The organism is Bacillus sp. RIT 809 (genome assembly GCF_016892495.1).
Classification (GTDB): Bacteria; Bacillota; Bacilli; order Bacillales; family Bacillaceae_G; genus Bacillus_A; species Bacillus_A cereus_U.
In genome coordinates, this window is sequence record NZ_JAFEMR010000003.1 from 160,485 (window position 1) to 175,959 (window position 15,475).

A 15,475-nucleotide genomic window follows, 5' to 3' on the forward strand; every position below is an offset into this window, starting at 1 on the left:
GAGAAGCCCCGTTAAAAAACGGGACTTCACTTAAGCATTATAGATGACTCTCTATGTAAGTCACAGCATCGCCAACAGTAGCAATCTTTTCAGCATCTTCATCAGAAATTTCCATTTCGAATTCATCTTCTAATTGCATTACAAGTTCTACTACATCTAGGGAGTCTGCGCCCAAATCTTCTTTGAAGCTTGCAGCTGGTACTACTTCAGTTTCTTCTACTCCTAAACGATCAACGACAATTTTTGTTACACGCTCTAAAACATCTGCCATTTTATTCACCTCCCCTCAAATATTATATAAAATATTGTCCAAAAAAACTAGGTGAAATCGATTCTTTTATTACATTACCATACCGCCGTCAACATTTAACGTTTGACCTGTAACATATTTACTTTGATCAGAAGCGAAAAACGTTACAGTATTTGCGATATCTTGTGCTTCTCCAAACTGAGCCGCAGGAATTAATTTTAACATTTCTGCTTTTATATTTTCATCTAATACATCCGTCATATCAGTCGCAATAAACCCTGGAGCAATTGCATTTACAGTAATATTTCGGCTCGCTAATTCTTTTGCTGATGTTTTTGTTAATCCAATTACACCAGCTTTAGCAGCTACATAATTTGCTTGTCCTGGGTTTCCTGTTACACCAACAACAGAAGCGATATTAATAATACGTCCATGACGTTGACGCATCATATAGCGCGATACTGCTTTCGTACATAAGAAAACACCTTTTAAGTTTGTATTAATAACTGTATCCCATTCTTCTTCTTTCATACGCATTAATAAATTATCTTTTGTTACACCAGCGTTATTTACAAGAATATCAACTTGTCCAAACGTATCTACAGTTTGTTTCACCATACTTGTAACATCATCAGCATTTGCAACATCTGCTCTTACTGCAATGGCATCTGAACCTAATTTCTTTATTTCATCAACTACTTCATTCGCCTTTTGCTCATTACCAGCATAATTTACTACAACATTTGCCCCTTGTTTCGCTAAATCAATGGCAATCGCACGACCAATCCCACGTGAAGCACCAGTTACTAATGCTACTTTCCCTTTTAACATCAGCTTTCTCCTCTCAAATTTGAAATGGTATCTTTTAATGTCTCTTCATCATATATCGCATATGCTTTCACTGAAGAATCAATCGACTTCATAAGACCAGCAAGTACTTTTCCAGGTCCGATTTCAATGAATGTATCTACCCCTTGATTCACCATATACTCAATAGATGGGTACCATAATACAGGCGAATAGAGCTGTTCAATTAGCTTTTCTTGAATATCTGTACCACGTGTAATAACATCCGCCGTAACATTTGCAATAATAGGAATATTCGTGTCTTGAATTGTAATTTCATTTAAAATACTTTGGAATTTCTCAGCAGCTGGTTTCATAAGCGAGGAATGAAACGGTCCACTTACTTTGAGCGGAATTGCTCTTTTAGCGCCATTTTCTTTCGCTCTTTGAGAAGCAAGTTCTACTCCTTGCTTTGTTCCAGAAATAACAATTTGCTTCGTACTATTCATATTAGCAATTTGTACTGCGTATCCTTCACTTGTTACTTCTTCTGTAACTCGTTTCAGCATATCCGGATCCGCACCTAAAATAGCTGCCATTGCACCTTCTCCGCCTGGAACAGCTTCTTCCATATATTCCCCGCGTTTCCTTACAGCATATACAGCGTCTTCAAATGTTAATGCACCAGCAGCTACAAGAGCGCTATATTCACCCAAACTATGTCCTGCGACAAAATCAGGTGTAATATCATACTCCTTCAAAGCTGTTAAAATTGCAAAGCTCGTTGTTAATAGTGCCGGCTGCGCATTTGTCGTTAATGTTAACTTTTCCTGCGGTCCTTCAAAAATCACTTCTGAAAGAGAATCATGCAAAACCTCATCCGCTTTTGCAAACACTTTCGCAACCTCTTTATTATTCTCCGCTAACTGTCTACCCATTCCAACTGCCTGTGAACCTTGGCCCGGAAAAAGAAATGCTATTTTTCCCATTTCAAATCCTCCTCTTATTGAAGCGGCTCCTTCTCCATTACACTTGAAATTGTAGGAATTACTTCTTTCGCTACCATTTCTCTCGTTTGACGAATCGCACTAAATATCGATTGGTCATTAGAAGAACCGTGAGCCTTAATGACAGGAGCTTTCAATCCAAACAACGCCGCTCCTCCATACTCCGAATAATCCATTTTATCTTTCAATACCATAAGTTTTGGTTTTAATACCGCTGCTGCTAATTTGCTCGTAAACGAACTCATTAATTGTTCTTTTAACATAGAGAATAACGCAAGTGCTGTTCCTTCTAATGATTTTAGCGCTACATTACCCGTAAAACCATCACATACAACAACGTCTGCTACACCTTGCAATAAATCTCTTGATTCAACGTTTCCAACGAAATTAATTGGTGCATCCTTGAGCATAGCAAAGACCTGTTTTGAAAGCTCGTTTCCTTTACCATCCTCTGTTCCAACGTTTAAAAGTCCAACGCGTGGATTTTTAATCCCTCTTACCTTCTCTGCGTAAACAGAGCCCATTACTGCATATTGATATAAATGAATTGGTTTTGCATCAACGTTGGCTCCAACATCTAACATAACAAAACCTTCTCCATCAACAGTTGGCATTGTAGGTGATAAAGCTGGTCGTTCAATTCCTTCCATACGACCAATAACAAACAATCCAGCTGCCATCAAAGCTCCTGTACTACCTGCTGATATACAAGCATCCGCTACGCCGTCTTTTACTTGCTGCGCCGCTAGTACCATTGAAGCTTGTTTTTTTCGACGAACCGCTCTTACTGGTTCGTCTGTCGATTCAATTTTTTCGTCCGTATGAAGTATAGTAATTCGTTCTTCACTCGTTAAATATTGACGAATTCCCTCTTCTTTCCCTACTAACGTAATATGTAAATCTGAGTATTCCTTAATAGCTTTCATTGCTCCTAATACTACAGCCTTTGGTGCATGATCGCCGCCCATTGCATCTATTGCGATTTTCATAAGTTGTTACCTTCCTCACTATAATTACTAGATCGATACATTTCAAAAGTGCCTGTAAAAACAAGTTCTTCTCCTACAAAGCTACGCACTTTGACAACCGTCCGTCCTTTATCATTCTCTACATCTTCAACACGTGCTTTTGCAACAACACGCTCTCCTAATTTTACAGGACGAATATATCGAATGGTGGACTTTGCAGTTAAAGCTAATTCTTCATCAATAACCGCAACAGCTAGTGAGTTTGCTTGCGCAAACAAATGATGCCCACGAGCAATTTGATTTCTTTTAAATACATGTTCTACCTTTACTTCAAAGATAGAAATCGCATGTCTATCTAATTCTATATCGATAATTTCTCCGACAACCTCTTCTAACGGTAAAGATTTCACATCTTCTTCATGTTGTTTTGTAGCCACATGCTTAATTCGTTCTCTTAATTCAGGAATAGATAATTCCATACGATCAAGACGAACAGTTTGTATGCTCACTTGAAATTTTTCCGCTAAATCTTCATCCGTTATAAAAGGATTCGTTTCTATTGTTTGTTGTAATAATTCTTGTCTTTCTTTTTTACTTCTTCTTTTTTTCATACCGCACCATCCATTTTTTATGACTAGGTACTAAAAGTAGTATATAATCATTAAAAGTAGAATGCAACAAAAACTTTTGCAGACTACTTTTAATCGAGCTTCTCTCCCTGGAACACACCTGTCCCATTAAGATAAGTACGCAGCGAAGCATACTGATCATTATGCCAAAACGCTTCTGAATCAACTAGTATCGCCGCATCTTGTCTTGCTGTTTCTAACGCCCGATAATCATGCACCATATCAGCAACCTTAAATTCTGGTAGACCACTTTGCTTACTTCCAAAGAAATCCCCAGGACCTCGTAACTCTAAATCTTTTTCTGATAATACAAATCCATCATTTGTTTCAGTCATAATGCGCATTCTTTCTTTTCCCGTTTCTGATTTTGGGTCCGCAATTAATAAGCAATAGGATTGTTCACTACCACGCCCAACACGCCCCCTCAGCTGATGGAGCTGTGATAAACCGAAACGTTCCGCATCATAAATAACCATAACAGTCGCATTTGGTACATTCACACCTACTTCAACAACTGTTGTCGACACAAGAATTTGCACTTTATTTTCACTAAACTGTCCCATTATCTCTTCTTTTTCTTGGGATGATAGTCTCCCATGCATTAATCCAACTTGGCATTTCCCTTGATAATGATGAGTCAGCATGCTATGTAAGTCGATAGCATTTTGTACATCAAGCTTCTCAGACTCTTCAATAAGAGGGCAAATAACATATGCCTGCCTTCCTTTTTTTATCTCTTTCTCCACAAAGCCGAGAACACGATCTAACATATCATGTTTTGCCCAGTACGTTTCGATTACCTTTCTACCAGCTGGCATTTCATCGATAATAGAAACGTCCATCTCTCCAAATGCAGTGATAGCTAACGTACGCGGGATTGGGGTCGCCGTCATAAACAACACATCTGGACTTTCACCTTTCTCACGTAAAACCCGGCGCTGCGCCACACCAAATCGATGCTGTTCATCGGTAATAACGAGACCTAACCTATGAAATATAACTTCGTCTTGAATTAAAGCGTGCGTCCCAACAAGGATGTCTACCTCTCCTTGTTCTAATCTCGACAAAATTTCTCGACGTCTCGCACCTTTAACAGAACTTGTTAGCAATTCAACCTTCATACCGAAATGTGAAAACGTCTCCGCGAGCGACTGATAATGTTGTTCGGCTAAAATTTCTGTAGGAACCATCAAAGCACCTTGATAATGAGCCAATTTCGCCGCATAAAGAGCAATCGCAGCAACAACTGTTTTCCCAGAACCTACATCCCCTTGCAATAATCGATTCATTCGGTACGGAGATGTCATATCTTTCATTATTTCATCTACAACCCGGCGTTGTGCACCAGTTAACGGAAACGGAAGTGCATCAGTAAACTCTTGCAATTCTACTAATGAAATTTCTTTTTTCGTCCCTTTCGAGTTTTCCCTTTCCATTTTCCGTAATGTTTGCATTTTCAACTGAAACAAGAAAAACTCCTCATATACAAAACGGCGACGCGCTTGCTTTAAGTCTTCCTGTCCCACTGGAAAATGTAACCCTCTGAGCGCTTCATAGCGTGATAATAATTTATATCGACTTAACAAACCACCTGGTAACACTTCGACTATAGAATCTCCATACTCCTTAAATGCTTGTGCAACAAAACGGCGCATCTGTTTTACTGTCAGTTTTCCTTTCACTGAATATACAGGTTCTACTTCTTGTTGTCGTACAACCGGTCCAAAATTCAGTTCTGATACAGCAATTGTTTGGCGATGCTGATCCCATTTACCAGTAATCGTTACCGTTTCATCTAGATTTAACTTTTGTTTATAGTATGGTCTATTAAAACATACAGCTGTAATTAAATAACGACCGACGAGAACACGAACTGTAAGACGTGACTTCTTCTTCCCATAATATTGCAGTAAAGGAGCACTATGAACTTTTCCCTCAACTGTTACACGCTCGTCATGCTTTACTTCAGCAAGATCTTTCATCGCATAGTCTTCATAGCGGTACGGAAAATGTTCTAATAGATGAGAAACTGTATAAATTCCCATCTCGTGTAACAACTCAGATGTTTCTCCTCCGATTCCCTTTACATCCGTAACAGGAACTTGTACAACTTCATTCAAGATTCTCACGCTCCGTCACATTATTTTCTTTGATTCATTCTATTGATTATCCATTAATATCATTGACATCTGTAATTGCTCTCTTTCACCTTATATATTCTATCATAGGCATTCTAAGAGAAACTACTCTAATCCCTCTGTATAAAGTGAAACTATAATCAGTGGGGGTTTTGTTCATCCCCCACTGATTATTAGCCTTCACCAATCGGGCGTTTACGGGCAGTTTATCTCCCACCTAACTTCTTTGCCCCAGCCGAATTTAGGGGTGGAAGTTTTACTGCCCACAAATAGCGGGATAAAACAAAGTGGTACAATACGTAAGAAAAGAGCCTCACTATTAGCAGCAAGGCTCTTTTCTATCATCAATATGCTAGCCTTTTGAATAAAAACTAGTAATAAATTTCATATCACTATTTCTTATCCATTAGCAAGTAAGTAACCCATTTATTTTCAAATCAAATCTTATTCTACAGAGAAGATGAAAGAATACACCGGTTGGTTCCCTGCATGTACTTCTACTTCTGCATCTTCAAAGTTCTCTTCTACAAATGCAACTAATTCAGCCACTTCTTCATCTGTTGCATCTTCACCTTGTAGGATCGTTACGATTTCAGAATCCTCATCAATTAGCGCTTCTAGTAATTGCTTTGCAGCTCCTACTTTCTCAGCATTTGTAGATACAATTTTCCCATCTGCAAGACACATGAAATCATCTTTTTGAATCGCTACACCGTCAATTTCCGTATCACGAACAGCATACGTAATCTGACCTGTTTTCACATGAGCTAAAGCTTCTTTCATGTTTTCTTCATTCTCTTCTAGCGTTCCAACTGGATTAAATGCTAACATTGCAGCCATACCTTGAGGAACTGTTTTTGAACGAATAACAATAACTTCTTGTTCTACAACTGACGCTGCTTGTTCTGCTGCCATCACGATATTCCCGTTATTTGGTAAGATGATGATTTTTTCAGCATTCGCCTCTTCAATCGCCTTCACAATATCCTCCGTACTCGGATTCATCGTTTGGCCACCTTCGATAACTTTCGTTGCGCCAATGCTCTCAAATAAAGTTTTAATACCCGATCCCATAGCTACAGTTACAATACCATACGGTTGTTTCTCTATTGGCTGATTCGTTTGTTCAGGCACCATGGTAGGTTCATCTAATAAAGCAGTATGCTGTTCACGCATATTTTCTACTTTGATCTTAATTAGACTACCGTAACGTTGTCCATAGTTCATAGGTTCTCCAGGATGTTCCGCATGAATATGAACCTTTACAACCTCATCATCCGATACAACAAGTAGTGAATCTCCGTACACACTAATATCTTCACGGAATTTTTGTTCAGAGAAATTATGTTCCTTCATTTTTTCAGGCTCTAATTTCACCATGAATTCCGTACAATATCCATACTTAATATCTTCTGTACTCAATTGGCTTTGTACACTACGGTGATGTTCTGCGCGTACCATGTCATTCATAGATGGTTGGGCAGGCATATTAGAAGAAATCGTTTCTCCTTTTAAGTCAGCTAAAAATCCTTCATACACAACAACAAGACCTTTACCACCGCTATCTACAACGCCAACTTGTTTTAATACAGGTAATAAATCTGGCGTACGATTTAACGATGCGTTTGCTTCTTTTACAACGTCTTCCATAAACAAAACAAAGTCGCGCTGTTTTTTCGCAACTGTCACTGCATATTTACCCGTTTCTCTTGCAACCGTTAAAATCGTTCCTTCAATTGGTTTCATAACCGCTTTGTAAGCTGCCTCTACTCCAGCTTCTAAAGCTGCAGCAAAATCAACTGTCGTTAATTCTTCTTTTTGTTCAATGGATTTAGAGAAACCACGGAATAACTGAGATAAAATAACCCCAGAGTTACCACGAGCCCCCATTAATAATCCTTTGGCTAAACTTACGCCGACTTTACCAGCATGCTGTGAAAGATTTGCTTTCACTTCACGTGCGCCTGAAGTCATTGATAAGTTCATGTTTGTACCGGTATCGCCATCTGGAACTGGAAATACGTTTAATGCATCAACAAGCTGAACATTATTTGTTAAATTATTGGCTCCTTGAATGATCATTTGTGATAAACGTTTTCCATCAATTTTTTGAATTGACACAGATTTTCCTCCTTAATGCACATTACAAGTTTATTACTTTAACTCCTTGTACGTAGATGTTTACAGAATCTACTGCTAGTCCTACAGTTTGATCTAATGTATATTTCACTTTAGTCTGCACGTTATGTGCTACTTCTGAAATTTTCGTACCATAGCTCACAATAATATACATATCAATATGTACTTCATCTTCATCTTTACGAACAATAACGCCTCTAGTGAAGTTTTCTTTTCGTAAAATGTCTGTTAATCCATCTTTTAACTGATTTTTTGATGCCATACCTACGATACCGTAGCAATCTACTGCGGCACCTCCAGCAATTGTTGCAATTACATCTGTACTAATATCAATTTGACCGTACTTCGTTTTAATTTCAATTGACATCTCGTTTCCCCCTTCATAAATGGTGAAAGTGAGCTAGACTACTTTAGTTACTATCATATAATCTTTTCAAAGAAAATTCCATCGTTCTTTCTTTTTCACTCTCATATTTTATGTTTTAAATTACATTTTTTTATGATGAGCAAAATAGTCCATTGTTATTATACAACATGTACCACTATAATATGTCAAGCAATTTTTCTTGATTTCACCTTTTCTTCATTGACATATAGTGTCAAGTATTTTTTCTTGATTTCTTTTTCCTACGGTGTTGCATTCTCTTTTTAGTTGTGTTAAATTATAGTAGTGTTTTTAGCATCGCATAAAAGGCTAACATTGAAAAATTACGTATGTTACGGTAGTTAAGGGAGGGAAATATAAATGGCTCGTGTTTGTGCTATCACTGGAAGAAAAGCTCGTTCTGGTAACTCTCGTTCTCACGCAATGAACGCTACAAAACGTAAATGGGGCGCTAACCTTCAAAAAGTTCGCGTACGCATCGACGGAAAAGTTCAACGTGTTTACGTTTCTGCTAGAGCATTAAAATCTGGCAAAATCGAACGTGTTTAATAATAAAAAAAAGAGCCGCTAGGCTCTTTTTTTATTATACCAATGGAAAAAGCACCGGTAATAGGTGCTTTTTTTAGTCTTTTTTGAAGGTATTTAACATCGCACGAACAATTCCACCAAGAAATTTAGGTAACTTAATTGTATAAAATCTCATGGTTTCCCTCCTAATCCCCATTACTCCACTTGTTCACTATATGATGCAAGGAGCAAAATTGTTTCTTCAATCAGTGCTTCTTATCATCATTAATATGCCAGAAGTAAATGAAAAATTACCTTTTTCCTCAATGAGTTCATTACTAATACAAAGTGTCGATCCCCACTCTATTGTTTTATTAGTAAGAGGGTACTTAAAACCGTGAAGTGTAATACCTTCTACCCTTTCAGTAACTGGTACAAATGATACGTATGGAAAATGTTCGTTTCCTTCAATTATATGCATACCAAACTTTTTCACCATTATTTCATTTTTATTGTCCACAATACACATTTCTATGTTTACTTCTAATCCCTTTAAAAGCATCTGAATATTCGCTAAACCATGATCAAGTCTTCCACCAGTAGCACCAAAAATACGAATTAACTTTGGTTTCTGTTCTAAAGCCCAGCTAATTGCAATTTCTAAATCTGTTTGATCTTTTTCTCGCGGGACAATATGTAATTCATTTGTCTGCTGTCCCATCCATGCTAATTCCTCATCAGTAACTGAATCATAATCCCCAAACGCAACAGCCGGAGTGATTCCCCTTTTCAACAAACGGTACACTCCTCTATCAACGGCCGCCCAAACTACTTCTTCATTTTCATACCGAGAAAAATCTGCGCAGTATTCTGCAGGTCCTCCCGCTAAAATATGAATAATCATTTTTCCTTCCCCTTCTATTGTAAAAAGGCAATCTGCCATTCGGTAGATTGCCTTTCTCCTTATTTGCCACTCTAACATGTATAAATAGTGAAGTCTTAATGAACTAGAAGCTTCACTAGGATAACGGTTCATTCTTTATCCGCGAATTACACGAATTGCTTCACCGCGGTCTTTTTGATTGTATACTGCTGATCCCGCTACAAGAACATTCGCTCCTGCTTCAATACAAAGTCTTGCTGTTTCAGCGTTGACACCACCATCAACTTCAATTTCCACTTGTAGATTTCGCTCTTTAACCATTTCTGCAACTTGTTTGATTTTCGGTAATACAGAATGAATAAATTTCTGTCCGCCAAATCCAGGATTTACTGTCATAAGTAATACCATGTCTATATCTTCTAATACATGCTCAATCGTTGAAACTGGAGTATGTGGATTTAATACAACTCCCGCTTTAATGTCATGAGATTTAATTAACTGAATTGTACGATGTAGATGTGGACAAGCTTCTACATGGACAGTAATAATATCAGCTCCTGCTTTTGCGAAAGTTGGGATATAGTTATCAGGATTTTCAATCATTAAATGTACATCTAACGGTAATGATGTAATCGGACGGATTGCTTCTACAATTAATGGTCCAATCGTAATATTTGGTACGAAATGTCCATCCATTACATCGACGTGAATGTAGTCAGCTCCACCTTTTTCTACATCTTTAATCTCTTCCCCTAATCTTGAAAAATCTGCTGATAAAATCGATGGTGCAATTTTAATCATGACTAATACCTCGGCTTTCTCTCTCTAATTTCTTCTACGAATTGTTTGTAATTCTTATAACGATATTCGGTAATCTTTCCTTCTTCAATCGCAGCTTTCACCGCGCATTTCGGTTCAGCAAGGTGTGTACACCCTCTAAATTTACAGTATTGGCTCGCTTCTTTCAACTCTGGAAAACAATATGTAAGATCTTCTACCTCTATATCTATGAAATCAAGCGAACTAAAACCAGGTGTATCCGCAACAAGTCCGCTTCCAACTGTAATTAATTCCACGTGTCTTGTCGTATGCTTTCCACGTCCTAAATGTGAAGAAATATCATTAGTTTTCAATTCTAAATCTGGACGTAATACGTTTAGCATTGAAGATTTCCCAACACCAGATTGGCCTGCAACGACGGAAATACAACCTTCTAAGAATGGTTTCAGAATATCAATACTTTCCGATGTATTTATAGAAGTAAACAACACATCATAACCCATTTCACGATAATCATTTGCATAAGATTCAACAGTTTCTCTCATTTTTTCATCTACTAAATCCATCTTACTAATACAAATAATCGGTTTAATGTTATGATATTCAATCAATACTAAAAATCGATCTAACAGTCCTGGATTAAAATCTGGTTCTACTGCAGAGAAAACAAGAATAGCTTGATCAACATTAGCAATAGGAGGTCTAACAAGTTCATTTTTTCGATCAAATACTTCTAACACATAACCTTCATTCGGATTATCCGCTTGAAAAACAACTTGGTCTCCTACAAGTGGTGTAATTTTATTCTTTCTAAATACACCACGCCCGCGACATTGTGTAATCCCTTCCTCATTCTGCACATAATAAAACCCACTTAGAGCTTTTACAATTTTTCCTTCTGGCATATAATTCTCCTTTATTTTGTATAAAATGAAACTGCAATTAAATATGAATAGACTAGAGTTCTTTAAACAATTATTTCAAAACCCACCAAATATATATCCAGGTTCATATATTTAATCTACCATCAAATTTGAAATATTATTTACAACAGTATCACTTTTACAGCTTTTTGAATCATATATTTTTGCCTGTTATACAGTCCACGATGTAGACAGCATAACAGGCAAGAGTAGTGAATTCCATCTTCTATATAAGGACGATGGAATTCACTATTATTGAGCTGGATATGGTACTTCTTTGTCCATAATCGTTACTCCATCTCGGACAATCTTATAGTGTCCCTTTGCACCTTCTTGAATTACAAATTCTAAAGAAATAATCGCTGACTCAGTAATTGTTCTCGTTTCAACTGGTTTATCCATTTTTTGCTGCATATCTTCTTTATAAATTTCTATTGTTTGCGGCTTTTTATCACCTGTTGCAGAAGCTTCATATGGGATAGAAATGTTATCCACTTTTACCGTTTTCGTCACTTTAGGCTTCGGACCATCGGAGATAACAATCGATACTTTATCTCCTTCTTTTAAAGGTGTCCCAGGCTTTGGTAACTGTGAAATAACAAGGCCTTTATCAACCGTATCTGAATACTCTCTTTTTATATCAGAAACGAGCTTTCTTTCATTTAAATAACCTTTTACACTATTTTCAGTCCATCCTGAAAAATCACTTGGTCTTATTTGATAAGGTCCTTTACTTACCCAAACCTTCAGTTCTTGTTCCGCCTCTATAACCATTTGATCAGGCGTTGGTATTTGCTCTACAATTTCACCTTTCCGCTTATCATTTTCAATATAATTTATTGTAACTTGTTTATATTTTTCTTCTAACTCAGCTCTTATACTCTCGAAATCTTTTCCTGTCAAATCACGCATCTTACTTTTCTTTTTTCCACCTGATTGATAGATAGTAATTTTAGAGTTTTCTTTTACTACTCTTCCTGCTATAGGATCTGTTTTTATCACTTTTCCGGCTTCAACATCATCTGTATATACAAGATTAGGTTCAGTAACTTCAAACCCTTTTTCAACTAATGTATTTACAGCTGTCGTATATTTCATACCAGCCACATCAGGAACCTTCACATCTTTCGGAATAAAGAAGCCTGGAATAACAGTAAGCGCTAAGGTTATCCCTATTGCTAAAAATAAAAATGTTGTAATTAAAACTTTCAGCCATTTACTACTTCGTTTTTTCTTCTTACCTGATTCGGTCTCTTCTTTTCTTACTTGTTCATCCACTTTACTTCCTTTTAATACAATCGTTTCATCACTTACATTTTGAAATAGTTGTTCTTGTTGAATAATTGGAATCGCTTTCGTTGCTTCCATATCTTCTGGTATGTAAAATGGTTGTTCATTTATTCGTTCTGGGTATAGTGCTGTTTCAATATCTCGTTTCATCGCGTTAGCAGATTGATATCGATGAAATGGATCTTTCGCAGTCGCCTTTAATATAATATTTTCAACACTTTGTGGAATATTTTCATTCCATCTTTTTGGAGATGGCATTTCATTTTGTAAATGTTTTAACGCAATTGCAACAGCAGATTCACCAGAAAACGGTTGTCTTCCTGTTAACAATTCAAACATAACAATCCCAAGTGAATAAATATCTGATTGTTTATTCGCTATACCGCCGCGCGCTTGTTCTGGTGATAAATAATGCACCGAACCGAGCACCGAATTTGTATGTGTAATCGTTGCTGCACTTGTAGCTGTCGCAATTCCAAAGTCTGTTACTTTTATCACTCCGTCATCTCGAATCAAAATATTGTGCGGTTTAATATCGCGATGTACAATCTCAAAATGATGGGCGTGTGCCATAGCGGACGTTAACTGCTCCATTATATCAAGAGCTTCTCCTATCGGTAACATCCCTCGATCGATTATGTATTGCTTCAATGTTCGTCCAGGTACATATTCCATTACAAGATAATATATACCATCCTCTTCCCCAACATCATACATATTCACAATATTTGGATGCGACAACGTTGTAACAGATTGCGCTTCTCGATGGAAACGTTTAATAAACTCTTCATTATTTGAATAGTCGAGTCTTAATATTTTTACCGCTACATCTCGGCCAAGTATATCATCATGAGCTAAATATACATTGGCCATTCCTCCACCGCCAATCATTTTCAGCAGCTTATAACGGTCATTTAAGCGTTTTCCAATCAGCACGTTGCACTTCACCTACTTTCGTTTGTCGAATCCGCATAATCAATAATAACGAGGGTGATATTATCTTCTCCACCACGATCATTTGCTAATTGAATGAGATGCTCTCCCTTCGCCTGGAGCTGTTCATTCAATTGTAAAATTTGTTGCATATCAGCCATAGGGACTTTGTTAGACAATCCATCAGAGCAAAGAAGCAATTGATCGTCTTCTTCGAGCACCAATGTTTTAACATCTAGTCCGACTTTTTCTTCTGTTCCTAACGCTCTTAACAGAACATTCTTTTTCGGGTGATATTCTGCATCTTCTTTTGAAATTTCACCGTGCCTAACAAGTTCATTTACAAGTGAGTGATCTTCCGTTACAAGCGATGTTTCTCCCTCTGATACCATATAACAACGACTATCTCCTATATGACCTATTGTTACAAAGCTAGGTGTACAAATCGCCACGATAACCGTTGTTCCCATGCCATTACATTCTACATGCTGCTGAGAGTAAGCATATATGCGCTCATTAATAATTCCAACGTTAGTATGTAACCACTTTTCTACCTTTTTAGGCTCATTCATATTATGCGTTTGCTTCCAATAATCATGGAATAATTGAATAGCCATCGAGCTAGCTACATCGCCAGCTCGATGACCTCCCATTCCATCTGCTACTACCGCTAAAATATTTCCATCTAAATTGCGAAAAATTCCTGCACTATCTTCATTATGTTGACGAACTTTCCCTTTATCCGATAGAAACACGGCTTTCATCTCGTCACCTCGTCTCTTCTTTGCGCTCCTTTGCACGCAACTGACCGCAGGCTGCATCAATATCATGACCTTGTTCACGGCGAATTGTTACATTCACTCCACGATCTTTTAACGTCTTTTCAAATAAGAAAATTTGCTCTCGTGGCGTACGTACATAATCACGTTCTGGCACGTAGTTTACCGGAATTAAGTTTACATGACATTTTACACCTTTTAAGAGCGCAGCAAGTTCTTCAGCGTGCTCAACTTGGTCATTTTCTCCTCCAAATAAGCCATATTCAAATGTAATACGACGCCCTGTTCTATTTACATAGTATTTAACAGCTTCCATTAAATCAGGTAGCTTATAAGCACGGTTAATCGGCATTAATTTTGAACGTATCTCTGTATTTGCAGCATGCAATGAAATCGCAAAATTGATTTGCATATCTTCTTCAGCGAACTTATAAATTTTCGGAACAATTCCACTTGTTGAAACTGTCATATGTCTTGCACCAATATGAATTCCTTTTTCATGATTTACAATGCGTAAGAATGACATTAAGTTATCATAATTATCAAACGGTTCTCCAATTCCCATAACAACAAGAGAACTTACACGTTCTTCTGTTTCATCAAGTGCACGCTGAACTTCTACTACTTGCGCTACAATTTCTCCAGCCTCTAAGTTTCGTTTTAACCCACCAAGTGTAGATGCACAGAACGTACAGCCAATGCGGCAACCCACCTGTGTTGTTACACAAATGGAATTTCCATACTCATGTCGCATTAGTACAGTTTCAATAGAGTACCCATCATATAACTGGAATAGGAATTTAATCGTTCCATCCGAAGACGTTTGTTTTACTAAAGTGTTTAAAGTAGTAATATCAAAGGAATTCGACAATTTATCGCGCAATCCTTTAGCAAGGTTTGACATTTCCTCATAATTTTTTACACGTTTTTTATATAGCCAATCAAAAATTTGTCCTGCACGGAACTTAGGTTCTCCTTGTTCCTTTAACCAATCTTGCATTTCATGAAGTTGTAAAGAATAAATTGATGGTTTCTTTGTCTCTAGATTCTTCTTTTGTTTTTTTACAGTCGTTTCCAT

Annotated in this window: 16 protein-coding genes; 1 reads left to right on the plus strand and 15 read right to left on the minus strand. The window is 37.3% G+C overall.

Annotated features, from left to right (window positions below; genetic code table 11):
• Nucleotides 1-37: 37 nt before the first annotated feature.
• The 8 genes from acpP to JTF23_RS05130 form a co-directional block, all read right to left on the minus strand.
• A complete protein-coding gene (acpP, locus tag JTF23_RS05095; protein WP_002014515.1) occupies nucleotides 38-271 on the minus strand; it encodes an acyl carrier protein in 234 nt (77 codons plus the stop codon).
• A gap of 69 nt (nucleotides 272-340) precedes the next feature.
• On the minus strand, nucleotides 341-1,081 hold the full coding sequence (fabG, locus tag JTF23_RS05100; RefSeq protein WP_016106004.1) for a 3-oxoacyl-[acyl-carrier-protein] reductase: 741 nt from the start codon (nucleotides 1,079-1,081) through the stop codon (nucleotides 341-343).
• Nucleotides 1,081-2,025, minus strand: a complete 945-nt coding sequence (fabD, locus tag JTF23_RS05105) for an ACP S-malonyltransferase (RefSeq protein WP_204208235.1) — start codon at nucleotides 2,023-2,025, stop codon at nucleotides 1,081-1,083. The genes fabG and fabD overlap by 1 nt, the downstream gene beginning before the upstream one ends.
• A gap of 14 nt (nucleotides 2,026-2,039) precedes the next feature.
• The gene (plsX, locus tag JTF23_RS05110; protein ID WP_002160729.1) at nucleotides 2,040-3,032 is read right to left on the minus strand and encodes a phosphate acyltransferase PlsX; all 993 of its coding nucleotides are present in this window, start codon (nucleotides 3,030-3,032) and stop codon (nucleotides 2,040-2,042) included.
• On the minus strand, nucleotides 3,029-3,622 hold the full coding sequence (fapR, locus tag JTF23_RS05115; protein ID WP_000747352.1) for a transcription factor FapR: 594 nt from the start codon (nucleotides 3,620-3,622) through the stop codon (nucleotides 3,029-3,031). The genes plsX and fapR overlap by 4 nt, the downstream gene beginning before the upstream one ends.
• 89 nt (nucleotides 3,623-3,711) lie before the next feature.
• Nucleotides 3,712-5,760, minus strand: coding sequence for an ATP-dependent DNA helicase RecG (gene recG, locus JTF23_RS05120; protein WP_204208236.1), 2,049 nt, complete (start codon nucleotides 5,758-5,760; stop codon nucleotides 3,712-3,714).
• 462 nt (nucleotides 5,761-6,222) lie between these two features.
• On the minus strand, nucleotides 6,223-7,899 hold the full coding sequence (locus JTF23_RS05125; RefSeq protein WP_002160728.1) for a DAK2 domain-containing protein: 1,677 nt from the start codon (nucleotides 7,897-7,899) through the stop codon (nucleotides 6,223-6,225).
• Between the two features lie 22 nt (nucleotides 7,900-7,921).
• Nucleotides 7,922-8,284: an Asp23/Gls24 family envelope stress response protein gene (locus JTF23_RS05130; RefSeq protein WP_000021109.1), complete on the minus strand. Its 363-nt coding sequence runs from the start codon at nucleotides 8,282-8,284 to the stop codon at nucleotides 7,922-7,924.
• 378 nt (nucleotides 8,285-8,662) lie between these two features.
• Between JTF23_RS05130 and rpmB the strand changes: the two genes are divergently transcribed.
• On the plus strand, nucleotides 8,663-8,851 hold the full coding sequence (gene rpmB, locus JTF23_RS05135; RefSeq protein ID WP_000124776.1) for a 50S ribosomal protein L28: 189 nt from the start codon (nucleotides 8,663-8,665) through the stop codon (nucleotides 8,849-8,851).
• Between the two features lie 73 nt (nucleotides 8,852-8,924).
• On the opposite strand, the gene spoVM is transcribed toward rpmB, so the two are convergent.
• The 7 genes from spoVM to rlmN all read right to left on the minus strand — a co-directional run bounded on the left by spoVM (nucleotide 8,925) and on the right by rlmN (nucleotide 15,475).
• Entirely contained in the window at nucleotides 8,925-9,005 is an 81-nt protein-coding gene (gene spoVM, locus JTF23_RS05140) for a stage V sporulation protein SpoVM (protein WP_001213599.1), read from the minus strand.
• A gap of 66 nt (nucleotides 9,006-9,071) precedes the next feature.
• Nucleotides 9,072-9,752, minus strand: coding sequence for a thiamine diphosphokinase (locus tag JTF23_RS05145; RefSeq protein WP_204208260.1), 681 nt, complete (start codon nucleotides 9,750-9,752; stop codon nucleotides 9,072-9,074).
• A 96-nt stretch (nucleotides 9,753-9,848) separates the two neighbouring features.
• Nucleotides 9,849-10,493 carry a ribulose-phosphate 3-epimerase gene (gene rpe, locus JTF23_RS05150; RefSeq protein WP_002111395.1) on the minus strand — a complete coding sequence of 215 codons (645 nt, stop codon included), beginning with the start codon at nucleotides 10,491-10,493 and terminating at the stop codon, nucleotides 9,849-9,851.
• A 2-nt stretch (nucleotides 10,494-10,495) separates the two neighbouring features.
• On the minus strand, nucleotides 10,496-11,377 hold the full coding sequence (gene rsgA / locus JTF23_RS05155) for a ribosome small subunit-dependent GTPase A (protein ID WP_016106007.1): 882 nt from the start codon (nucleotides 11,375-11,377) through the stop codon (nucleotides 10,496-10,498).
• A 270-nt stretch (nucleotides 11,378-11,647) separates the two neighbouring features.
• Nucleotides 11,648-13,621 (minus strand): Stk1 family PASTA domain-containing Ser/Thr kinase, encoded by a 1,974-nt coding sequence (pknB, locus tag JTF23_RS05160; RefSeq protein WP_204208237.1) that lies wholly within the window; start codon nucleotides 13,619-13,621, stop codon nucleotides 11,648-11,650.
• An 8-nt stretch (nucleotides 13,622-13,629) separates the two neighbouring features.
• Nucleotides 13,630-14,382, minus strand: a complete 753-nt coding sequence (locus JTF23_RS05165) for a Stp1/IreP family PP2C-type Ser/Thr phosphatase (RefSeq protein WP_204208238.1) — start codon at nucleotides 14,380-14,382, stop codon at nucleotides 13,630-13,632.
• Between the two features lie 4 nt (nucleotides 14,383-14,386).
• Nucleotides 14,387-15,475 carry a dual-specificity RNA methyltransferase RlmN gene (gene rlmN, locus JTF23_RS05170; protein WP_204208239.1) on the minus strand — a complete coding sequence of 363 codons (1,089 nt, stop codon included), beginning with the start codon at nucleotides 15,473-15,475 and terminating at the stop codon, nucleotides 14,387-14,389.

Coding starts and splice junctions, on each gene's coding strand:
- acpP (WP_002014515.1), bottom strand. CDS start 271: ATGGCAGATGTTTTAGAGCGTGTAACAAAAATTGTCGTTGATCGTTTA.
- fabG (WP_016106004.1), bottom strand. CDS start 1,081: ATGTTAAAAGGGAAAGTAGCATTAGTAACTGGTGCTTCACGTGGGATT.
- fabD (WP_204208235.1), bottom strand. CDS start 2,025: ATGGGAAAAATAGCATTTCTTTTTCCGGGCCAAGGTTCACAGGCAGTT.
- plsX (WP_002160729.1), bottom strand. CDS start 3,032: ATGAAAATCGCAATAGATGCAATGGGCGGCGATCATGCACCAAAGGCT.
- fapR (WP_000747352.1), bottom strand. CDS start 3,622: ATGAAAAAAAGAAGAAGTAAAAAAGAAAGACAAGAATTATTACAACAA.
- JTF23_RS05130 (WP_000021109.1), bottom strand. CDS start 8,284: ATGTCAATTGAAATTAAAACGAAGTACGGTCAAATTGATATTAGTACA.
- rpmB (WP_000124776.1), top strand. CDS start 8,663: ATGGCTCGTGTTTGTGCTATCACTGGAAGAAAAGCTCGTTCTGGTAAC.
- spoVM (WP_001213599.1), bottom strand. CDS start 9,005: ATGAGATTTTATACAATTAAGTTACCTAAATTTCTTGGTGGAATTGTT.
- JTF23_RS05145 (WP_204208260.1), bottom strand. CDS start 9,752: ATGGCAGATTGCCTTTTTACAATAGAAGGGGAAGGAAAAATGATTATT.
- rpe (WP_002111395.1), bottom strand. CDS start 10,493: ATGATTAAAATTGCACCATCGATTTTATCAGCAGATTTTTCAAGATTA.
- rsgA (WP_016106007.1), bottom strand. CDS start 11,377: ATGCCAGAAGGAAAAATTGTAAAAGCTCTAAGTGGGTTTTATTATGTG.
- JTF23_RS05165 (WP_204208238.1), bottom strand. CDS start 14,382: ATGAAAGCCGTGTTTCTATCGGATAAAGGGAAAGTTCGTCAACATAAT.
- rlmN (WP_204208239.1), bottom strand. CDS start 15,475: ATGGAAACGACTGTAAAAAAACAAAAGAAGAATCTAGAGACAAAGAAA.